Genomic DNA, 20,157 nt, shown 5'->3' on the forward strand with positions numbered 1-20,157 from the left:
GTGGCCTCAACCGAAGTAGGAAAGCAGAGATGACAAAAACGAGAGTCGCAGTCGATGTCGGGGGCACCTTCACCGATGTCTGCATCATGGACGAAGACACCGGCCAGATCCGGATCGAAAAGACCCCTTCGACCCCCGATGATCCGATGCGCGCCATCATGACGGGCATTTCGGATGCCGGGATCGACCTCGCGGATGTCACGATGTTTTCCCATGGCACCACGGTGGCCACCAATGCGCTGATCACCCGCAAACTGCCCCGCGCGGCGATGGTCTGCACCGAAGGCTTCCGCGATGTGGTCGAGATCCGCCGCTCCAACAAGGAGGATCTCTGGGACACCTACAAGGATGTCGCCAAACCCTATATCCCGCGCCGCGACCGGTTGACCGTGAAGGAACGGATCGACGCGGCAGGCAAGGTCATCACCGAACTGGACGAGGCCGAGGCCCGCCGCGTGGCCCGGATCCTCAAAAAGCGGGACGTAAAGGCCATCGCGGTCTGCTTCATCAATTCCTACGTCAACGGCGACCACGAGGTCCGGATGCGCGACATCCTGCGCGCGGAAATGCCGGATGTGCATATCTCCATCTCCTCGCAGATCATGCCGGAAATCTTCGAACACGAGCGTTTTTCAACCACCATGGTGAATGCCGTGGTCTCGCCTGTCGTGGTCGATTACGTCTCCCGGCTGGGCGACAAGCTGGCCGAGGGCGGCTATACCCGCGATCTGCTGCTGCTGCACACCGGCGGCGGCGTGATGACCCCGGCCAGCGTCAAGGATTTTGCCGCGCGTCTGGCCGGGTCCGGCATTGCGGCGGGGGCGCTGGCCAGCCGCTTTATCGGCAACCTCTGCGGCTACGAAAACTCCATCGGCTTCGACATGGGCGGCACCTCCACCGATGTCTCTCTTTGCTTTCAGGGCAATTCGACGGTGACCAAGGATTGGTACATCGAATACGGCTACCCGATCCGCTTCCCCTCCATCGAAGTGCTGACCATCGGCGCCGGCGGCGGCTCGCTGGCCTGGAAGGACGAAGGCGGCTCGCTGCGCAACGGGCCGCAATCGGCAGGGGCCTTCCCCGGCCCCGCCTGCTATTCCAACGGCAATGAGGTCGCCACCAACAGCGATGCCAATGTGGTGCTGGGCCGTCTGGGCCACAGCCTGGCGGGGGGCGACATCACGCTGGACGCGGGTCTGGCCGAAAAGGCAATCCGCGAAACCGTGGCCGCGCCTTTCGACATGGAACTGCACGAGGCCGCAGAGGCGGTCATCGACGTGGCCAATGCGAACATGGCCAACGCCGTGCGCCTGCTCTCGATCAGCCGCGGCCACGATCCCCGCGACTTTGCCCTGGTGGCCTTTGGCGGCGCGGGTGCCCTGCACGGGGCCGCCGTGGCCAAGGAGCTTTCCATCCCGGTGGTGATCGTGCCGCCGAACCCCGGCGTGACCTCGGCGATGGGCTGCCTGCTGGTCGACATCCAGCACGACTTTTCCGACAGCTTCATGGCCGATGCCTCGCAAACCGCGCCCGAAGACCTCGAAGCCGCCTTTGCGCGGATCGAAAAGGAAGCCGTCGACCGGCTGCGTCACGAGGATGTCGCCCCCGAAAACACCGTCCTGCAGCGCACGGTAGAGATGATGTATCAGGGCCAGTGGCGCTCGCTCGCCGTCTCCGCCCCCGCGACGATCACCAGCACCGAAGACCTCGTGCGCGGTTTCCACGATGAACACGAACGCGAATACAACTTCCGCCGCGAGGATGCGCCGGTCAGCATATTCCGGGTGGGCGTCAAGGCCACCGGCATGGTGCAAAAGGCCGAGCTGCCCTCCTTCGAGGTGACGCCCCATGCGCCGGACCCCGCCAGCCAGCGCGATGTCTGGTTCAAGGGGAAAAGCTGCCGCACCGATGTCTATGACCGCGCCACCATGAAGGCGGGCGCGGAATTCACCGGCCCGGCCATCGTCGAACAGGTCGATTCAACCGTGGTGGTCCCCCCCGGCGCCACCGCGAAGATCGACCAATATATGAACATTCTGATCCGCGTGAAGGACTGAGACATGAACATGATGCCAAAACAGGAACTGGACCCGGTCACCTTCGAGGTGCTCAAGAACTCCTTCATCACTTCGGTCGACCAGATGGCCGAACAGATGCTGCGGACCTGCTATTCCTTCGTGATCTACAACCGCGATTTCTCCAACGGGCTGCACGATGCCGAGGGCAATTGCGTGGCCCAGGGCAATTCCGACATCGCGGTCCATGTCGGCACCCTGCACCATACCTGCAAGGAGGTGATCCGCTTCTTCAAGGGGGACATGTACCCCGGCGATGTCTATGCCATCAACGATCCCTATGCCGGCGGCACCCACTTCAGCGATGTGCGCCTGATCCGGCCGATCTTCGACGAGGAAGAACTGATCGGCTTTTCGCAGTCCAACGGCCATTGGTCCGATCTGGGCGGCTCCGTCCCCGGGTCGTTCAACGTGACCGCCCACGAGATGTTCGGCGAGGCGGTGCGCATCACCCCGATCCGGCTGTTCCACAAGGGCAGGTTCTGCGCCGACGTGGCCAATATGATCGCCGCCAACACCCGCGACCCGGCCTCGATCATCGGCGACATTCATTCACAGGCCCAGGCCACCCAGGTGGCCGAACGCGAATTGCAGCGGCTGGTGGGCAAATATGGTCGCGATCAGGTCACCCAGGGCATGGATGCGGTTCAGGATTACGTCGAACGTGCCGTGCGCCAGCGCATCCGCGACCTGCCGGACGGCACTTGGGAGGCCGTGGATTACATCGACCGCGATCCGGGTGCGGGCGAGGGGATGATCCCGATCCACATCAAGATGACCATCAAGGGCGAAGAGATCACCTATGATTTCGAAGGCAGCCACGCCACCATCGCCTCGATCTACAACTCGGCCCCCGGCGCGACCTTCTCCGCCGTGGTGGCGGGCATGAAGACCTTCTTTCCCGACCTGCCGCTGAACAGCGGCTTCTACCGGATGGTAGAGGTGAAGGCCCCCGCCAACAGCGTCGTCAGCGCCCAGTGGCCGGTGGCGGTGACCGGCTTCCTGATGCCGTTCGAAAAGATCATGAACGCGATCTTCGAAATGTGGTCGCAGATCATGCCGGAACGCGCCATCGCCTGTGCCTTCAACCTGGAATACCTGCTGGCGGGCGGCAACGACCTGCGCAAACCGGACAAGCCGATCTACATGTTCTACGAATGGCTCCCCGGCGGCTGGGGCGGGCGCAACGGCAAGGACGGCAGCGACGTGACCACCGCCTGTTTCGGCACCGGCCTGATGTCCCAGCCCTCCGAAGGCAACGAAAGGGTCAACCCGACCCGTGCGGATGAATTCCAGATCAAGCAGGACAGCCCCGGCCCCGGCAAATGGCGTGGCGGGGCAGGGGTGATCAAGGCTTCGACCCTGCTTGAGGCGGAAAACACCGTCATGTCCTACATCTGCGACCGCGAACGCGCGGTGGTCTGGGGCGTCGAAGGCGGCCTGCCCTCCATGCCGCACGGGTTGATGGTCGAACATGTCGACACCGGCGAGGAAGAATGGCTGGGCTCGGTCTTTTCCAACTACAAGATCAAGAGCGGCGACAAGTTCACCCGCCCCACCGCAGGCGGCGGCGGCTACGGCGACCCGATGGAACGGGACCCCGAACATGTCCTGAACGATGTGATCGACGAATATGTCTCCGTCAAACGCGCGGAACTGGACTATGGGGTCGTGATCAGGGTCAATGACGCCGACATGCTCGACTACGAGATCGACCATGCCGCCACCGAAAAGGCCCGTGCCCATATCCGTGCCAACCGGGTCGGCTGGGCCCGGATGGACCCCGAAGAGGTCTCGCAGATGTACCGCAAGGGCAAGATCAACGAGATGGACGCGGTGCGCAGATACGCGGTGATCCTGGATTGGGGCACCGGAGAGCTGATGCCCAGATCCACCGCGCAGTTCCGCGAAAGTTTCGAGAAACGCTCGGTCTCGCACTGGTCGTGATACCGGGGCGGCCCGCCTGCCGGGCCGCCTGATCCCCCGCACCCGGAACCTGAACAGGACATTGCCGGCATGACCCAGACAGATGTGGTTTTTCACCGCCCCGATACGATTGCAGCGGCACTTTCTATCCTCTCCTCCGCCGCCCCGCGTCCGGCCATCCCGCTGGCGGGCGGCACATGGATCATGCGGGCCGCGCTGCGTGGTGAGGATACCGACAAGACCTTTGTGTCCCTTGCGAATATCGCCTCCCTTCACAGCATCGAAAACACCGGCGCCGGGCTGACAATCGGCGCCATGGTCAGCCACGCCGCACTTGCGCAGGCGCTGGGCGCTGACCCCGCCCATGCCGGCCTGCGCATGGCCTGCGCGGCCTCCGCCAATCCCGCGATCCGGCACCGCGCGACCATCGGCGGCAACCTCTGTTCCGATGGCTTCATGGCCCCCGATCTTGTCCCGGCGCTGATGGCCCTTGGGGCCATGGTCACCCTGCAGGCCCCGTCAGGTGAAAGACGCCTGCCCATTGCTGATTTCCTGCGCGGGCGGGGCGCGCGCTCCGCCGCCGAGATCCTGACCCATGTACACCTGCCCCCGCCACGCGGCACAGCCGCCCATGCCCGCGCCCTGCTGCGGCAGGCGGGCGAATATCCGGTTGCGGTCGTCAGCGTTCTGGCCGGTTGCCGCGATGACGGCACCTGCCAGAGCCTGCGCATCGCCCTCAGCGCGGTGGAACCTGCACCGCGCCGCTGGGAGACACTGGAAAACGCGCTTCTGGACCGCCCCCTGGACCCAAAGGCGGCGCGCGACGCCGCACAGGCTCGCATCCATGACCTGCACCCGCGCGACGGCGTCGATGCCAGCGGCTGGTACCGCGCCCGCCTGCTGCCGCAACTGGTGCAACGCGCCTTTGCCGATCTGACCCGGCCCACCGCAAAGGGAGACCCGCAATGACCGTAAGCTTCACCCTCAACGGCCGCGCCCGCAGCTTCTCCGGCGACCCGCGCGCCTCGCTGCTTGAGGTGCTGCGCGACACCTACCGGCTGACCGGCGCCAAGGAGGTCTGCGGCGAGGGGTTCTGCGGTGCCTGCATGGTCCGGATCGACGGGCATCCCGCCACCGCCTGCCTGGTGCCGATGGGCACATTGGAGGGGTCCGATCTGCGCACCATCGAAGGGATCGGCACCGAAGAAGAGCTGAACCCCGTCCAGCAGGCCTTTGTTGATTTTGACGTCGTGCAATGCGGCATGTGCTTTCCCGGCATGGTGATGACGCTCACCCATTTCATGAAGGACAACCCGCAACCGACCCGCGAGGCGGTCAAATCCGCGCTGACCGGGAACATCTGCCGGTGCACCGGCTATGAGCGGATCATCGACGCGGTGATGTCCCTCTCGGGTGCCACACACCCCGTGACAGAGGTTCAGCCATGAAGAACGCCCATGATCCGTCCCTTGCCGTCATGGACCTGCCGCGCCGCGATGCGCGCGACAAGCTGCGGGGCCGGACCAGATACACCGTCGATCAGGCGGGGCCGGAGGTTCTGCACGCGGTCTTGCTGCGCGCGACCGTGGCCTCCGCCCGCATCACCCGGCTGGATGTCACCCCGGCCCTGACGATGGCGGGGGTCCACGCCATCGCCACCCACAGGGACGCCCCCGGCCTGCACGGGATCGGCATCGCCGATCATCCGATCTTTGCCAGCGATACCGTGCGCTATCATGGCGAACCCCTTGCCGTCATCGCGGCAGAGACCCTGGCCCTGGCCCGGCGCGCCGCCAATGCGGTGATTGTCGAATATGAAGCCATGCCGCCGGTGCTGACCCTGCAAGCGGCACTGGCCCCCGATGCCCGCCTCGTCCATCCCAGCTGGGAAAGCTACGAGGTGCTCCACCCCGGCGCGACACGGGGCGGCAATATCGCCTGGGAAGCACGCGTCGACCGTGGCGACACCGAAGCTGCCTTTGCCCGCGATGACGTCACCATTGTCGAAGGCACCTATGATGTCGGGCGGCAGAACCACCTGTCGTTTGAGCCGCGCGCGGTGATCGCATCTTATGAGGATGGCCGCTTCCACATCCAGACCTCCACCCAGGCGCCCTGGACGGTCAAACATGTCGTCGCCAGGGTTCTTGAGGTCCCGGAATCCGCCGTGCGGGTGACAGTGCCCGCCGTCGGCGGCGGTTTCGGGCTGAAGTTCGATTGCTCCCTCGAACCCTATGCCGCGATCCTGGCCCGCAAGTCCGGGCGCGCCGTGTCGCTGGTCAATTCCCGCCGCGAAGAGATGATGACCTGCCTCTGCCGGGAAAACGCCGAAATCCACATCCGCTCCGCCATCGACGCTGAGGGAGAGATCGTCGCCCGCGAGGCCAGCGTGCTCATGGATTGCGGCGCATATGGCGGCGAACAGGTCTTCCTGACCACGATGACCGCCCATACGCTGGCCGGCAACTACCGGCTGGGTGCCGCGAAAATCGTGACAAGGGCGGTCTATACCAACACCCCCCCGAACGGGGCCTTCCGCGCCTGCAACGGGGTCTACAACACCTTCGCGCTGGAACGGCATACGGATGAAATCTGCGCCGCGATAGGGATGGACCCCTTCGAGTTCAGACGCCGCAACGTGATCGGTGACGGCGACATCGGGGCCACCGGACAGACCTTTCAGGGCGATGTGCTGGCCCCCATGCTGGACCGCATGGTTGACAAATACCCGGTCGAACGGCGCAGCGGCAGGTTGCGCGACGGGCGGCTCTACGGGCGCGCGACAACCGTGGGGACATGGTTCATCTTTGTCGGCCCCTCTGCGGCAACGGTGAACCTGAACGCCGACGGCAGCGCGACGCTGGTCACCGCCGGGGTCGAGATCGGCTCCGGCACCATGATGCAATCCCTGCCGCAGATCGTCGCGGCAAACCTTGGCATTCATCCCGATGCGGTCATCGTGAAAACCGCCGATACGGATGCCGCCGGGCGCGATCTCGGGGTTGGCGGCGGGCGCACCACCGTCTCCATCGGGGCGGCAAGCGAGGCTGCCTGCGCCGAGGTGCGGGAAAAACTCCTGACAGTGGCCGCCAGATTGCTGCAGACCAACGCAGCCGCACTGGTGCTGACCAACGGCAGGGTCGAGGTTGACGGCAAACCCGGCAGCGGCATGACCCTGAAAGCCGTGATCGCCGAAGCGGAGCTGACCACCGGCCCGATTGCCGGCAGCGGTGCCTTTACCGCGCCGGGCACAACAGCCATGCCCGGCTGCGCCACCGGCCATTTCATTGACGCCATCGACATCCCGGTTTTTGCGGTCCACGACTGCGAAGTGGCGGTTGACGAAATCTCGGGCCGTTGCGAAATCCTCTCCTACCGCGTGGTACAGGACGTGGGCCGCGCCCTGAACCGGCGCGCCATTCACGGCCAGATTCAGGGCGGCGTGGTGCAGGGCATCGGCTATGCCCTGACCGAAGAGGTCACGATCGGCCCCGATGGCGCGGTCGATCAGACCGGGCTGGAAAGCTACCGCGTCCCGCTGGCGGGCGATGTCCTGCCCATCGACTTCGAGCTTTACGAGGGGGCACCCTCTCTCGGCCCGCTGGGCACCAAGGGGGCAGGGGAGGTGCCGATCCTGAATGTCGCCGCATCGCTGGCCTGCGCGATTGCCAATGCCACGGGCAAACCGGTGACCTCCCTGCCGATGACACCGGAGCGCATTGCCACCCTGATTGCCGGAGAGGGCGCTACAGCGTCCCGCCTTTAACCTGATTCACCCGGTATCGCCGATGTCCCGAGAGCGCGAAGCGCGGCAGGGTATCGGCGATTCAAGTTTAAGGCGGGGCGCGCCAGGCCCGGCACCACCGATTGATCCACCAAGGCCGGATGCAAGCCGGGCCGTCGCCTGCCCGGGGTAGGCGATGCTGACCTTGGTTCATGCCACTTAATTTCTCAGCTTTGATGAGTCCTGTCGGGGGAACACCAAGCCTAACCATATCGCCTACCCGACCGGCGGGCAGGCGATGGCCCGGCGCCTTCGGCTTGTTCCGGGCTTGGGTGCCATGAACTGCCGGTCACTGCGGTCGCATCACCGCACCACCACCCGGCAATGCGCTTCGCCGCGAAAGTCAACTTACCCCGAGGCCATCAACCCTCATCGGCCTTGCCGCCAACCGCCGCGATGACCTGATCCGCAACCGGGTGATCCCCCGCCGCCCGCGCCAGCATCAGCGCGCCGACCACCTGGGCGATGGTGCTCAGCGCCACCGCCCTGTCCTCCGGGGCCACCAGATCCGCCAGCTTCTCCAGCCCCTCGGCAAAGGCGGATTGCAAGGCCTCTCCGTGGCGCGGCGCCTCTGCCGCAAGCGCGGGCAGGACGCAGCCCTCGGCAACCCGCGTCAGGTGACTGTCGTGCAGATAGGCCTGCCGGAAGGCCTCCAGCCGGTCGCCCCCCGCTTTCTCCAGCCGCCTGGCCCAGTCTTTCTCATGCTGCGCCATCGCCGCCTGGGTGGCCTCCACCATCAGCGCCGTTTTGTCCGGGAACTGCTTGTAGAACCCGCCATGAGTCATCCCGGCGGCTTTCATCAGGCCCGAAATGCCAATGCCTTCATATCCGTGGATGCGAAACAGCCGGGCGGCTTCGTCAACCACCTTCTGGCGATTTTCCTGTGCAACTTCACGACTTACACGCATGTCAGCGCCTTTTCATCTCTGGTCGGTATGGCCCGCCAATCCTAGAAAAATCCAGTTTGGATGTCAATTAACATCTAATCTTGACAGTTTGGATTATGCTTATAATCTAATCGCAAATCACGAGCAAAGCGAGTCGCCCCATGTCCCCTACCGATCCCATCGTCATCTGCGCCGCCCGCCGGACCCCGCTCGGCGCCTTCATGGGCGCGCTTGCGCCGATCTCCGCGCCGCTGCTGGGGGCCACGGCACTCCGCGCCGCCATGGCCGACGCCGGGCTCGGGCCGACGGACGCCACAGAGGTGCTGATGGGCTGCGTCCTGCCCGCCGGACAGGGCCAGGCCCCGGCGCGGCAGGCGGCGCGGGCGGCAGGGCTCGACGATGCGGTGGGCGCGACCACGATCAACAAGGTCTGCGGCTCCGGGATGAAGGCGATCATGACCGCCGCCGACCTGCTGACGCTGGAGCGCGCCGAGATCATCGTCGCGGGCGGCATGGAATCCATGTCCCGCGCCCCCTATCTCGCACCGGAAATGCGTGCAGGCCGCAAGGCAGGCAGCGCCGCGCTGATTGATCACATGATGTTCGACGGCCTCGAAGACGCCTATGAACCGGGCCGCCCCATGGGCGCCTTCGGCGAGGTCACGGCACGGGACTTCGGCTTTGACCGCGCGGCACAGGATGCCTTTGCCATCGAAACGCTGGAACGGGCCCGCATGGCGGTCACCTCGGGGGCCTTCACCGATGAAATCGCGCCGGTCACAGTGCCCCAGCGCAAGGGCGAAGTCACCGTCGCGCAGGACGAACGCCCCGGCCAGGTCGACCCGGCAAAGATCCCCGGCCTCCGGCCCGCATTTGCCAGCGACGGGACAATCACCGCCGCCAGCGCCTCCGCCAATGCCGATGGCGCGGCTGCGCTGGTGCTGACCCGGCGCAGCCTGGCCCAGGCGCGGGGCCTGCCGGTGCTTGCCACCATCGCCGGGCAGGCCACCCATGCCCAGGCCCCGGCGCTCTATACCACCGCGCCGATCCCCGCGATTGAAAAGCTGCTGGCCCGCACCGGCTGGACCGCAGATCAGGTCGATCTGTGGGAAATCAACGAGGCCTTCGCCGTGGTCCCCATGGCCGCCGCGCAAAAGATCGGCATCCCGCGCGAAAGGCTCAATGTGAACGGCGGCGCCTGCGCGCTGGGCCATCCCATCGGTGCCACCGGCGCACGCATCCTCGTCACCCTGCTGCACGCCCTGCGGGCGCGGGGCAAGCGGCGCGGCGTGGCCTCGCTCTGCATCGGCGGCGGCGAGGCCACGGCACTGGCCATCGAAATCTGACCCGGCTTTCACCCAACCCGAAAGGACAAACAATGGATCTGACCCGGACAGCCGCGCATGTCACCGGCGCACCCCATGACAGGGGGCGGCGGGCCAAGGCCCCAGCCCCCTTCCGCAACCGCCCGCAGGGCATTCCCACACCCAGATATTCCGGAGGCACCCATGCCACAGCATGACACCACAACCAAAGAACGCGCCTTTGACGCGGCCACCATGCCCGAAGTGAGCTTCAGCCCGCCGGACCCGCGCCAGATCGCGGCCATGTCCGGGCTCGACATCCTGCGCGCGATCCCCACCGGCGGCGTGCCCGCCCCGACCATGGCGCGGACAATGCGGCAGTGGATACACGCGGTCTCCGAAGGGCAGGCGGAGTTCCGGGGCGATCCGGGGCCGGAATTCCTGAACCCCATGGGCACCGTCCACGGCGGCTGGATCATGACCATGCTGGATTCCGTGCTGGGCTGTGCGGTCCATTCGGTGCTTGGCCCCGGCCAAAACTATACAAGCATGGGCACGGAGGTGAAGTTCATCCGCCCCCTCGCGCCCGATGCGGGACAGGTCCGGGCGCTGGGCACCCTGGTCTCCCGGGGGCGGCGGTCGGCCACGGCAGAGGCGCGGCTGGAGGATGCCTCGGGCCGGCTGATCGCCACCGGCACCACCACCTGTTTCCTCTTTCCGGCACAGGGGTAGACCATGCCCGTCATCACGCTCCTCTCCGTCCCCTTCGCCTTCCTGCTGGGGGGATTCGTCTTCTCCGGCCTGCTTGGCCCGCTGGCCGCCGACCTCGGCATCAGCGTCTCGGCCGCCGGGCTTTTGCAGGCGGGCTATGCGCTTGGCTGCGCCTTTGCAGGGCCGTTCCTGGCCCATTGGACCCGGCACCGGCGCAAGAAACCGCTGCTCCTGCCGGTGCTGGGCAGCATGGTGCTGCTCAATTTCGCATCGATCCTGGCACCGGGCTTCAATGAGCTCCTGTTCCTGCGCACCGCCCTGGGGATCACCGGCGCGCTCTCGCTGCCGCTGGCGGTCTCCATCGCCGTGACCCTGGTCCCCCCCGAACAACGGGGCGGGGCCATCGCCAGGGTCTATTCCGGGGTCGCCTATGCGCTGATGCTGGGAATGCCTGCGGGCTCGCTGGCCGGGGACTGGCTGGGCTGGCGGGCGAGCTTCGGCGTGGCCGCGCTGGCCTCGGCCGTGGCCCTCGTGCTGGTCTGGCGCAACGTCCCCGACATCGCGGCACAGCCTGTCCCCAAGGGCAGCGCGCGCCTCGACGCCAGATCCACGGGGCTGCTGGCCTCGACCTATCTCGCCTTTGGCGCGATGTTCTGCCTGGTGGGCTACATCGGCCCGGTTGTCACCAGCCTGACCGGCGGCACCGGCACCCATGTGGCGCTGTTCCAGCTTGGCGTCGGGCTGTCCTGCCTCGCCGGGCTGATCCTTGGCGCGCGGATCGCGGCCACCCTGGGCGGGCGTGGGCTGGCCTGGCTCTTTGCCGGGATCGCCCTGGGGCTTGCGGTTCTGGTGCCACCGCTGTCGACCAACCCGCCGCTGCTGGTCAATATCCTGGCGCTTGTCGTCAGCGTCGCCCTTGCGCCGGTCTGCCAGTTTGCCACCGCACCGGTGGTGCAGGGGAGCCTTGCGGCAACGGCGGGACCCTCGACGACCTTCGTTCTGACGCTGAACAGCTCGATGGTCTATCTCGGACAGGGCACCGGCGTGCTGCTGGGCGGCACCGCGATCAGCTTCGGCGGCTATGCTGCCGCGCCGCTGACCGGTGCCTTTGTGGCGTTGCTGGGTCTTGTGGTCGCCATCGCCCTGCGCTCGGGCACCGCACGGTCACTGTCCCGGACCTGAGGACACCAGCATATGCACAAGCGCATCCAGCGCCGCCCCCATGTCGGCGGCGCTGGCATATTCGTCGGGATGATGGCTCAGCCCGCCCCGGCAGCGCAGGAACAGCATCGCGATGGGGCAGAGATCTGACATGGCAGAGGCATCATGGGTGGCCCCCGAGGGCAGCGTGACCGTCGCCGCCCCGCCCTGTTCCACCGCAGCAACCAATGCCGCCGACAGCTCCGGGTCGCAGGACACCGCAGGCTGGACATAGGTCCGCGTCATCTCGAAAGACAGGCCGGCATCGCCGGCAATACGATTGCCAAGCGCGCGCATCTCATCGGTAAATCCCTGCCGCTCCTCGTCGGAGACCGAGCGCACCTCAAGCGGGAAATCCGCCCGGTCCGGGATCGCATTGACCGCATCGGGATGCACCGAAATCGACCCGACCGTGGCGCGGATACTGTTGGTCTGCCCGGCCTGTTCCGACACTGCCGCGATAAAGCGGGACGCAGCCACAAGGGCATCGCGGCGGTCCGCCATCGGCACCGTGCCCGCATGGCCCGTCTCTCCGGCAAAGCGGATGGCATTGCGCTCGATCCCACAGATCCCGGTCACCACCCCGACCGCCGCAGCCCGGCGCTCCAGAACCGGGCCCTGTTCGATATGGACCTCCAGATAACCCAGCACGTCGGAAGGATCGCGGCGCAGCGCCTCCAGCCGCGCCGGATCGCCGCCAAACCCGGCAAGCGCCGCGCCAAGGGTCACGCCATCCCGGTCCGCCAGCCCCAGCGCCGCCGCATCAAACGTCCCGGCCAGCACCCTCGGCCCCATCAGCGCCGTGGGAAACCGCACCCCTTCCTCATCGGCAAAGGCCAGAACCTCCACCGAACAGGCCGGCGCGCGGCCCTCCCGGCGGATCTTTTCCAGCGCGAGGCAGGCCAGCGCAATGCCCATGATCCCGTCATAGCGCCCGCCGCCGGGTACGGAATCCTGATGCGACCCGATCAGCAGGGTCTTGCTGCCCTCCGGCCCCGCGCAGCGCCCGACCAGGGTGGCCGCCGCATCCATATGCACCTGCAACCCGGCGGCCTCCATCCAGCCACGGATCTGGTCCAGCGCCGCCCGGTGTTCGGGGGTGAAGGGCAGGCGGGTCACCCCATCCCCGGCCTGCGAACAGGCGGCAATCTCGTGCAGGCGGCTCTGGGCAATCTCACCGAAGGTCATAGGCATCCTGAATTTATTATGATAAATTATGAGCTACACAAGACTCCAGCCCTCGTCTAGACAAATGTCATGAAGCAAACCGCCGCCCGCCCCGCCGATCCAAAGATCACCGATGCCCCCCGGGCGCAGAAACGGTCGCGCCCCGTTCAGGTCGCGGATCAGATCAAACGCTGGGTGGTCGAACGTGACATGCAAAAGGGCGACAAGCTACCCAACGAGGCGGCGATGATCGCAGAATTCGGCGTCTCCAAGGGAACCGTGCGCGAGGCGATGCGCATTCTGGAGGCCCAGGGCCTGATCGTGACCAAGACCGGCCCCGGCGGCGGCAGCGCGGTGGGCGAGGTCAGCAAGGACCGGGCGATGTCCCTGCTTGGAAACTACTTCTATTTCAAGGACCTGTCGCTTTCGGACATCTACGAGATGCGCAAGCTGGTGGAACCGGCCCTGGCCGCCCGTCTGGCCGGCAACCTCTCGGACGCGACATTGGCCGAACTGCGCGAGATGGCGCACAGATACCCCGAACCGGCGCAGACAGCGGAAGAGGAAAAGCAGCAGCATATCTCTTCGCTGGCCTTCCACGCCCGGCTCGCCGATGCCGCCGACAACCAGCTGATGGGCTTCCTGATCTCCTTCATGGCGCGGATCCTCTCTGACCTGACAGTGCACCGCCGCCTCTATGCCACGCCCAACCGGGAGCTTTGGGAACGTGGCCGCAGGCATCAGATCGAACTGGTGGAGGCGCTGACCCGGGGCGACGGCCCGCGCGCCCATGCCATCATGACCTCGCATATGGAAGGGGCCGAACGGCTGATGAACGCGCAGGAAATGCGCATCACCCGCGAATTCATGGCCGAATAGACGGGGCCGCGCGCCGGTCTTACGACCGCGGCGCGCGGCTGCGGTCCACCGCAACGGGCGCTTCATCCAGCCAGCTGGCATAGGGCGGCGCGCTTACCCTGGCGCATAGCGCTGCAAGATCGTCCAGCGGGCGGGCGCTGTCATCAATCCGCAGGTCGATGGGCGGCGCAACCGGGCTCAGAACCAGAAGGGCGGCAGATTGCAGGCCGCGCACATCCGATCCCGCCGCCTCACCGGCGCGCAGGGCGGCGACAAGCCGTTCCGCCGGCGTGCCCTCCCGCGTGGCAAAGGCGGCGGCAGCGGCCTCCAGAACCCCACGCGACCTGATCATGTTGCCCGCGACAATCACCTCCGGGGCGGCGATGAAACCGGCATAGGGAACACTGGCCGCACCGGTGAACCCGGCGGTGGCACCGGATCTGTCAAGCACCGCCAATTGCCGATGGTCCCGGCCCGTGTCTTCCCCGGTCAGCGCGGCCACCACATCCCCGGCCCCGGCACCCCCATGCAACTGCCGCATCGCATCGTCGCGCCAGAAGGTGCTGGGCGCGGTGCCCTGCGAGGCACAGAGCCCCGATTCGATGTCGCCGCGCAGCACCCAGCCCCCGACACAAAGGCTGCCCGTCGCCGCCGCACCTGCGTAAACGCCTGTTTTTTTGTCATATGTCAGAATGGAAAACGTCATGAGGCGGCCCCGGCACATTTAACTTGTATTTATCATGATAATTTGGCCAAATGCAATTTATAATGATAAATAAGATGAAACAGAGAGGATACGCCATGACTTTCCTGACCCTCACCCGCCGTGCCCTGCTGGCGGCGACCGCGGCCTCGGCGCTGGCCCTGTCGGCAGGCAGCGCAACTGCGCAGACCCCCGAAAACGTCCTGATCGTGGGCCAGATCGCTGAACCCAAATCGCTCGATCCCGCCGCCGTCACCGCCGTCAACGATTTCCGCATCCTGATGAATGTCTATGACGGGCTGGTCCGCTACAAGGACGGCACGCTTGAGGTCGAACCCGCCCTTGCCACCGACTGGACCATTTCCGAGGATGGCACCGTCTATACCTTCACCCTGCGCGAGGGGGTCAGCTTCCACGATGGCAGCGCCTTCGACGCCGAGGCGGTCAAATTCAACTTCGACCGCATCCTGGACGAATCCCACCCCTTCCATGACACCGGCCCGTTTCCGCTCGCGTTCTTCTTTTCCGCCGTGGAATCGGTCGACGTCATTGACCCGATGACGGTCTCCTTCACGCTGAACGCCCCCTATGCGCCCTTCCTGTCGAACCTTGCCTATCCCACCGGGCTGATCGTCTCGCCCGCAGCGGTCGAACAACATGGCGCGGATTTCGGGCGCAACCCCTCCGGCACCGGCGCCTTCAAATTCGGCGAATGGCGCAGCAACGAAGCGGTGGTGGTGCAGGCCAACCCCGGCTACTGGGACGGCGCGCCGGGGCTGGAGGCGGTCGTGTTCCGCCCGATCACCGATGCCAATACCCGCACCGCCGAGATGCTCGCGGGCGGCATCGACCTGATGGTCGAAGTCCCGCCCGTCGCGCTCAGCGAATTCCAGGGCGACAGCTATTCCGTCTTTGAACAGGCGGGCCCGCATGTCTGGTTCCTGATCCTGAATGCCAAGGAAGGCCCCTTTGCGGATGTCCGTGTCCGGCAGGCGGCAAACTATGCGATCAACAAGGAAGCCATCGTCAATGACGTGCTCGAAGGCACCGCCGAGGTCGCGGCCGGCCCGACCCCGCCCGCCTTCGCCTGGGCTTACAACCCCGATCTGGAACCCTATCCCTATGATCCCGACCGCGCCCGCGCCCTGCTGGCAGAGGCCGGTGCGGAAGGGGCCGAACTGACCTTCTACGTGACCGAAGGCGGCTCCGGCATGCTGGACCCGGTGTCGATGGGCACGGCAATCCAGGCCGATCTTGAGGCCGTGGGCCTGAAGGTCAGCATCGAAACCTACGAATGGAACACCTTTCTGGGCAATGTGAACCCCGGTCTGGAGGGCAAGGCGGACATGGCCGAAATGGCCTGGATGACCAATGACCCCGACACGCTGCCCTTCCTCGCGCTGCGCACCGAAGCATGGCCGGACAAGGGCGGCTTCAACTCCGGCTATTACTCCAACCCGGAGGTGGACAAGCTGCTGGACGCCGCCCGCGCCGAGACCGATCAGGCCGAGCGAGCGCGCCTCTACCAGCAGATGCAGGTGATCGTGCAGGAAGACGCGCCATGGGTCTTTGTGGCGAACTGGAAACAGAATGCCGTCACCTCGGACCGCGTCGAAGGCTTTTCACTGCAGCCCTCGTTCTTCCTGCTTCTGGATGACGTGACCAAGAAGTGATGAGTGACCAGCACGTGATCTGACCCGTTGCGGCCCCGCTCAGGGGGCCGCAGCAACCCGACGGAGCCGCCCATGACCGGATATATCCTCAAACGCCTGCTCTCGGCCATTCCGGTGCTGCTGGGCATCAGCGTGATCGTCTTTGCGATCATGGCGCTGATCCCCGGCGACCCGGCAACCGCGATCCTGGGCTCCTATGCGACCCCCGAGAACGTCGAGAAGCTGAACCGCGACCTCGGGCTCGATCAGGGCATCGTGGCGCGGTATTTCATCTGGCTCGGCAACATGCTGCAGGGCGATTTCGGGCGCAGCTTTGCCCTCAACCGGCCGGTGCTGGACGAGGTGCTGGACCGCTTCGGTGCAACCCTGATCCTGGCGGGCAGTTCCTTTCTTCTGTGCTCGCTGCTGGGCATCGCCGCCGGTGTCATCTCGGCGGCGCGGCAATACGGGTTTGCCGACAAGGCGATCACCTTTGCCGTGCTGCTGGGCATCTCGATCCCCTCGTTCTTTTTGGGCATGATGATGATCCTGATCTTCGCCGTCCAGCTGCGGTGGTTCCCGGTGTCGGGCATGTGGCCGATCTACGGGGACCGCAACCTGCCGGTGCTGCTGGACCATCTGGCGATGCCCGCATTCGCCCTCTCGGTGGTGGCGACCGGGGTGATCGCGCGGCTGGCCCGTTCCGCCATGCTGGAGGTGCTGCGCCAGGATTTCATCCGCACCGCCCGCGCCAAGGGCGTGAACGAACGCCGGGTGATCTGGCGCCATGCCCTGCGCGCCGCCATGGTCTCGATCATTCCCATCCTGGGCATTCAGGCGGGCTTTGTGCTGTCCGGTGCCGTCTATATCGAGATGGTCTTTCAATGGCCCGGCGTTGGCCGGATGCTGGTTGATGCCATCCTCAAACGCGATATCCTGCTGGTTCAGGGCGGGGTGGTGTTCATCGCCGCCTGCTACGTGATGTTCAACATCCTCGTGGACGTGGCCCAGGCGCTGCTTGACCCGAGGATCAAGACATGACCGCCTTTCTGAAACTGCTGGCGCGCAACCGTCTGGCCCTGGCGGGCCTTGTCATGATCGGCATCGTGGTGCTGCTGGCACTGCTGACGCCGCTGCTGCCGCTGGCCGATCCCGATGTCACCCGGACCGCCGACCGCTTCAAGCCGCCCTTCAGCGAAGGCGCGCTTCTGGGCACCGACCATCTGGGCCGCGACCTGCTGAGCCGCCTGCTCTGGGGCACCCGGCTGAGCCTTGCCATGGGGCTGGCCGCCGCGATCATCGCGGCCACGCTGGGCTCCGCCATCGGCATCATCGCGGGATACTTCGGGGGCAGGACCGACAACATCATCATGCGCGGCGTCGATATGCTGATGGCCTTTCCCTATATCCTGCTGGCGCTGGCCATTGTCGCCGCGCTTGGCCCCGGCCTGATGAACGCGCTGATCGCGGTGGCGGCGGTCAACGTGCCCTTCTTTGCCCGCAACATCCGCGGCATCACGGTCGGCATCGCCCATAAGGAATTCATCGACGCCGCCCGGCTGGCCGGCATGCGCGACCGCGAAATCATCCTGGGCGAGGTGCTGCCCAATGTGCTGCCGGTGATCGTCATCGCCATGTCCACAACCGTCGGCTGGATGATCCTTGAAACCGCGGGCCTGTCCTTTCTCGGCCTCGGCTCGCAGCCGCCACAGGCCGATCTCGGCTCGATGCTGGGCGAGGCACGCTCCGCGCTGATCACCAACCCCCATACCTCCATCGTGCCCGGTGCGATGATCCTGATCATCGTGATGGGCATCAACCTGCTGGGCGACGGCATCCGCGACGCGCTGGACCCGCGCCTGAAATCCGGCGCGCTCAGCCGCCCGATGGCCGCAACCACGGTCGACCGCCAGGGGGCGGTGCCCGCCGCCCGCACCGACAGCCTGCTGGACATCACCGGCCTGCAGACCGAATTCCATGTCCGCGACCGGCAATACAAGGCCGTCGGCGGTGTCGATCTGCATGTGGAAAAGGGCGCCTGCCTGGGCATCATCGGGGAAAGCGGATCGGGCAAATCCGTCACCGCGCTCAGCGTCATGGGGCTGGTCGCCTCGCCACCCGGTGTCATCACCGGCGGCGCGGTCCATTTTGACGGCAAAGACATTGTCGGCGCGCCCTATGAGGTGCTGCGCGCCCTCAGGGGCCGCCGGGTGGCCTATATCTTCCAGGATCCGCTGGCCACCCTGCATCCGCTCTACCGGGTCGGGGACCAGTTGATCGAGGCGATCCAGTCGCATGAATCACTCCCCCGCAGCGCCGCCCGCGCCCGGGCCATCGACCTGCTGAAATCGGTGCGCATTCCCAATGCGGAAAGCCGGATCGACAGCTACCCTTACGAAATGTCGGGCGGCATGCGGCAGCGGGTCGGCATCGCCATGGCGCTGGCCAATGACCCCGATGTCATCATCGCGGATGAGCCGACAACCGCCCTGGATGTGACCGTTCAGGCACAGATCCTCTCGGTTCTCAGCGATCTCAGGCGCGAACGCGGCCTGGCGATCATCTTCATCACCCATGACTTCGGCGTGGTGGGCCAGCTCTGCGACAGCGTGGCGGTGATGTATGCGGGCCGGATTGTCGAACAGGGACCAACCGGGGCCGTCCTGCGCAACCCGCAACACCCCTATACCAGCCGGCTGATCGACTGCGTGCCGACCCTGGGCGGCGGCCAGCGCAAACTGGCCGCGATTCCCGGATTGCCCCCCGTCGTCGACAACCTGCCTGCCGGCTGCGCCTTTGCCGCGCGCTGCGACAAGGCGCAGGCGGAGTGCCGGGCGGGGCAGATTGATCTGCGCCCGACCGGACCGGACCGCCGGGTCCGCTGCCTCTTTCCCGAAAACGCGACGGAGCACAGCTTATGACCGATGCGCTCAAACTCACGGGGCTGTCAAAATCCTTCCGGGTCGGCAAACACTCCTTCGGGGCACCCTGGTCCTATGTGCATGCGGTCCAGCCACTGGATCTGACGGTACAAACCGGCGAGACTCTGGGGATCGTCGGCGAATCCGGCTGCGGCAAATCCACCCTGGCCAAGATGCTTGTCGGACTCCTGCCGCCCAGCACCGGAGAGATCGAAATCGAAGGGGCGGTTCTGGACAACGCCGATCCCGCCCTCTTTGGCAAACGCATCCAATACGTGTTCCAGGACCCGATCAGCAGCCTGAACCCGCGCAAGACCATCCGCCAGATCATGGAGGCCCCCCTGCGCAGGCTGCACCGCCTGGGCAGGGCAGAGCGCGCCGCGCGGATCAGCGAGATTTTTGCCGCCGTCAACCTGCGCGAGGAATTCCTGGACCGTTATCCGCATGAATTCTCCGGCGGGCAGGCGCAGCGGATCGGCATCGCCCGGGCGCTGGCCGCCAGGGCGCGCATCCTGATCCTGGATGAACCGGTCTCGGCGCTGGATGTCTCGGTGCAGGCGCAGGTGCTGAACCTGCTGGCGGATCTCAAGCAGGAATTCGGCCTGACCTATCTGTTCATCAGCCACGATCTCGCGGTGGTCGAGGCGGTCAGCGACCGGGTGGCGGTGCTCTACTTCGGTGCGGTTGTCGAAATCGGCCCGGCGCGGGAAATCTTCGCCAATCCGCGCCACCCCTATACCGCCCTGCTTGCCCAAAGCGCGCCGGAGGTCGGCCGCCCGATCTCCGCCCCCGAGAAAGCCGGCGTGGAACTGCCCGATCCGCTGGACCCGCCCAAGGGATGCGCCTTCAACGAACGCTGCGCCTTTGCGACAGATCGGTGCCGCCGCGAAAGGCCCGCCCTGACCGGAGACAGGGGGGGCCGGGAAATCGCCTGTTTCAATCCGCTGGGCGCTGCGGCAGAGGGTTGAT

17 protein-coding genes are annotated in these 20,157 nt (G+C 66.0%); 14 read left to right on the plus strand and 3 right to left on the minus strand.

Annotated features, from left to right (window positions below; genetic code table 11):
• Positions 1 to 29 precede the first annotated feature (29 nt).
• From PVW51_RS07680 to PVW51_RS07700, 5 genes are all read left to right on the plus strand, one after another.
• The gene (locus PVW51_RS07680; RefSeq protein WP_274574373.1) at positions 30 to 2,057 is read left to right on the plus strand and encodes a hydantoinase/oxoprolinase family protein; all 2,028 of its coding nucleotides are present in this window, start codon (positions 30 to 32) and stop codon (positions 2,055 to 2,057) included.
• A 3-nt stretch (positions 2,058 to 2,060) separates the two neighbouring features.
• Positions 2,061 to 4,022, plus strand: a complete 1,962-nt coding sequence (locus PVW51_RS07685) for a hydantoinase B/oxoprolinase family protein (RefSeq protein ID WP_274574374.1) — start codon at positions 2,061 to 2,063, stop codon at positions 4,020 to 4,022.
• A gap of 69 nt (positions 4,023 to 4,091) precedes the next feature.
• Complete coding sequence (locus PVW51_RS07690) at positions 4,092 to 4,970, plus strand: FAD binding domain-containing protein (RefSeq protein WP_274574375.1); 879 nt, start codon at positions 4,092 to 4,094, stop codon at positions 4,968 to 4,970.
• On the plus strand, positions 4,967 to 5,449 hold the full coding sequence (locus tag PVW51_RS07695) for a (2Fe-2S)-binding protein (RefSeq protein ID WP_274574377.1): 483 nt from the start codon (positions 4,967 to 4,969) through the stop codon (positions 5,447 to 5,449). Before PVW51_RS07690 ends, PVW51_RS07695 begins: the two co-directional genes overlap by 4 nt.
• Positions 5,446 to 7,767 carry a xanthine dehydrogenase family protein molybdopterin-binding subunit gene (locus PVW51_RS07700; RefSeq protein WP_274574379.1) on the plus strand — a complete coding sequence of 774 codons (2,322 nt, stop codon included), beginning with the start codon at positions 5,446 to 5,448 and terminating at the stop codon, positions 7,765 to 7,767. The genes PVW51_RS07695 and PVW51_RS07700 overlap by 4 nt, the downstream gene beginning before the upstream one ends.
• A 380-nt stretch (positions 7,768 to 8,147) precedes the next feature.
• Here PVW51_RS07700 and PVW51_RS07705 read toward each other — a convergent pair whose 3' ends face one another.
• Positions 8,148 to 8,693, minus strand: a complete 546-nt coding sequence (locus PVW51_RS07705) for a TetR/AcrR family transcriptional regulator (protein ID WP_274574380.1) — start codon at positions 8,691 to 8,693, stop codon at positions 8,148 to 8,150.
• Positions 8,694 to 8,833: 140 nt separating this feature from the next.
• Here PVW51_RS07705 and PVW51_RS07710 point away from each other — a divergent pair, with 140 nt between their 5' ends.
• From PVW51_RS07710 to PVW51_RS07725, 4 genes are read left to right on the plus strand one after another with little or no spacing between them, the layout of a single operon-like run.
• Positions 8,834 to 10,018, plus strand: a complete 1,185-nt coding sequence (locus tag PVW51_RS07710; RefSeq protein WP_274574382.1) for an acetyl-CoA C-acyltransferase — start codon at positions 8,834 to 8,836, stop codon at positions 10,016 to 10,018.
• Between the two features lie 32 nt (positions 10,019 to 10,050).
• The gene (locus tag PVW51_RS07715) at positions 10,051 to 10,194 is read left to right on the plus strand and encodes a hypothetical protein (protein WP_274574384.1); all 144 of its coding nucleotides are present in this window, start codon (positions 10,051 to 10,053) and stop codon (positions 10,192 to 10,194) included.
• Positions 10,181 to 10,708, plus strand: coding sequence for a PaaI family thioesterase (locus PVW51_RS07720; protein WP_274574385.1), 528 nt, complete (start codon positions 10,181 to 10,183; stop codon positions 10,706 to 10,708). Before PVW51_RS07715 ends, PVW51_RS07720 begins: the two co-directional genes overlap by 14 nt.
• A gap of 3 nt (positions 10,709 to 10,711) precedes the next feature.
• On the plus strand, positions 10,712 to 11,869 hold the full coding sequence (locus PVW51_RS07725; RefSeq protein ID WP_274574386.1) for an MFS transporter: 1,158 nt from the start codon (positions 10,712 to 10,714) through the stop codon (positions 11,867 to 11,869).
• On the opposite strand, the gene PVW51_RS07730 is transcribed toward PVW51_RS07725, so the two are convergent.
• Positions 11,852 to 13,075 (minus strand): M20 family metallo-hydrolase, encoded by a 1,224-nt coding sequence (locus PVW51_RS07730; protein WP_274574387.1) that lies wholly within the window; start codon positions 13,073 to 13,075, stop codon positions 11,852 to 11,854. The two genes, PVW51_RS07725 and PVW51_RS07730, sit on opposite strands and share 18 nt — an antisense overlap.
• A gap of 69 nt (positions 13,076 to 13,144) precedes the next feature.
• Here PVW51_RS07730 and PVW51_RS07735 point away from each other — a divergent pair, with 69 nt between their 5' ends.
• Complete coding sequence (locus PVW51_RS07735; protein ID WP_274574388.1) at positions 13,145 to 13,933, plus strand: FadR/GntR family transcriptional regulator; 789 nt, start codon at positions 13,145 to 13,147, stop codon at positions 13,931 to 13,933.
• A gap of 19 nt (positions 13,934 to 13,952) precedes the next feature.
• On the opposite strand, the gene PVW51_RS07740 is transcribed toward PVW51_RS07735, so the two are convergent.
• Positions 13,953 to 14,618 carry a DUF1028 domain-containing protein gene (locus PVW51_RS07740; RefSeq protein WP_274574390.1) on the minus strand — a complete coding sequence of 222 codons (666 nt, stop codon included), beginning with the start codon at positions 14,616 to 14,618 and terminating at the stop codon, positions 13,953 to 13,955.
• A gap of 95 nt (positions 14,619 to 14,713) precedes the next feature.
• On the opposite strand from PVW51_RS07740, the gene PVW51_RS07745 reads away from it, so the two are divergent.
• From PVW51_RS07745 to PVW51_RS07760, 4 genes are all read left to right on the plus strand, one after another.
• Positions 14,714 to 16,288 carry an ABC transporter substrate-binding protein gene (locus tag PVW51_RS07745; protein WP_274574418.1) on the plus strand — a complete coding sequence of 525 codons (1,575 nt, stop codon included), beginning with the start codon at positions 14,714 to 14,716 and terminating at the stop codon, positions 16,286 to 16,288.
• A gap of 72 nt (positions 16,289 to 16,360) precedes the next feature.
• Positions 16,361 to 17,308, plus strand: a complete 948-nt coding sequence (locus PVW51_RS07750) for an ABC transporter permease (RefSeq protein ID WP_269362294.1) — start codon at positions 16,361 to 16,363, stop codon at positions 17,306 to 17,308.
• Positions 17,305 to 19,188 carry a dipeptide/oligopeptide/nickel ABC transporter permease/ATP-binding protein gene (locus tag PVW51_RS07755; RefSeq protein ID WP_274574391.1) on the plus strand — a complete coding sequence of 628 codons (1,884 nt, stop codon included), beginning with the start codon at positions 17,305 to 17,307 and terminating at the stop codon, positions 19,186 to 19,188. The genes PVW51_RS07750 and PVW51_RS07755 overlap by 4 nt, the downstream gene beginning before the upstream one ends.
• Positions 19,185 to 20,156: an oligopeptide/dipeptide ABC transporter ATP-binding protein gene (locus PVW51_RS07760; protein ID WP_274574392.1), complete on the plus strand. Its 972-nt coding sequence runs from the start codon at positions 19,185 to 19,187 to the stop codon at positions 20,154 to 20,156. Before PVW51_RS07755 ends, PVW51_RS07760 begins: the two co-directional genes overlap by 4 nt.
• Position 20,157: the final 1 nt, after the last annotated feature.

This window comes from Sulfitobacter sp. PR48 (assembly GCF_028807335.1).
Taxonomy (GTDB): Bacteria; Pseudomonadota; Alphaproteobacteria; order Rhodobacterales; family Rhodobacteraceae; genus Sulfitobacter.

Excerpts from the sequence above, each read along its gene's own strand:
- PVW51_RS07680 (WP_274574373.1), top strand. The coding sequence starts at position 30 with ATGACAAAAACGAGAGTCGCAGTCGATGTCGGGGGCACCTTCACCGAT.
- PVW51_RS07685 (WP_274574374.1), top strand. The coding sequence starts at position 2,061 with ATGAACATGATGCCAAAACAGGAACTGGACCCGGTCACCTTCGAGGTG.
- PVW51_RS07690 (WP_274574375.1), top strand. The coding sequence starts at position 4,092 with ATGACCCAGACAGATGTGGTTTTTCACCGCCCCGATACGATTGCAGCG.
- PVW51_RS07695 (WP_274574377.1), top strand. The coding sequence starts at position 4,967 with ATGACCGTAAGCTTCACCCTCAACGGCCGCGCCCGCAGCTTCTCCGGC.
- PVW51_RS07700 (WP_274574379.1), top strand. The coding sequence starts at position 5,446 with ATGAAGAACGCCCATGATCCGTCCCTTGCCGTCATGGACCTGCCGCGC.
- PVW51_RS07705 (WP_274574380.1), bottom strand. The coding sequence starts at position 8,693 with ATGCGTGTAAGTCGTGAAGTTGCACAGGAAAATCGCCAGAAGGTGGTT.
- PVW51_RS07710 (WP_274574382.1), top strand. The coding sequence starts at position 8,834 with ATGTCCCCTACCGATCCCATCGTCATCTGCGCCGCCCGCCGGACCCCG.
- PVW51_RS07715 (WP_274574384.1), top strand. The coding sequence starts at position 10,051 with ATGGATCTGACCCGGACAGCCGCGCATGTCACCGGCGCACCCCATGAC.
- PVW51_RS07720 (WP_274574385.1), top strand. The coding sequence starts at position 10,181 with ATGCCACAGCATGACACCACAACCAAAGAACGCGCCTTTGACGCGGCC.
- PVW51_RS07725 (WP_274574386.1), top strand. The coding sequence starts at position 10,712 with ATGCCCGTCATCACGCTCCTCTCCGTCCCCTTCGCCTTCCTGCTGGGG.
- PVW51_RS07730 (WP_274574387.1), bottom strand. The coding sequence starts at position 13,075 with ATGACCTTCGGTGAGATTGCCCAGAGCCGCCTGCACGAGATTGCCGCC.
- PVW51_RS07735 (WP_274574388.1), top strand. The coding sequence starts at position 13,145 with ATGAAGCAAACCGCCGCCCGCCCCGCCGATCCAAAGATCACCGATGCC.
- PVW51_RS07740 (WP_274574390.1), bottom strand. The coding sequence starts at position 14,618 with ATGACGTTTTCCATTCTGACATATGACAAAAAAACAGGCGTTTACGCA.
- PVW51_RS07745 (WP_274574418.1), top strand. The coding sequence starts at position 14,714 with ATGACTTTCCTGACCCTCACCCGCCGTGCCCTGCTGGCGGCGACCGCG.
- PVW51_RS07750 (WP_269362294.1), top strand. The coding sequence starts at position 16,361 with ATGACCGGATATATCCTCAAACGCCTGCTCTCGGCCATTCCGGTGCTG.
- PVW51_RS07755 (WP_274574391.1), top strand. The coding sequence starts at position 17,305 with ATGACCGCCTTTCTGAAACTGCTGGCGCGCAACCGTCTGGCCCTGGCG.
- PVW51_RS07760 (WP_274574392.1), top strand. The coding sequence starts at position 19,185 with ATGACCGATGCGCTCAAACTCACGGGGCTGTCAAAATCCTTCCGGGTC.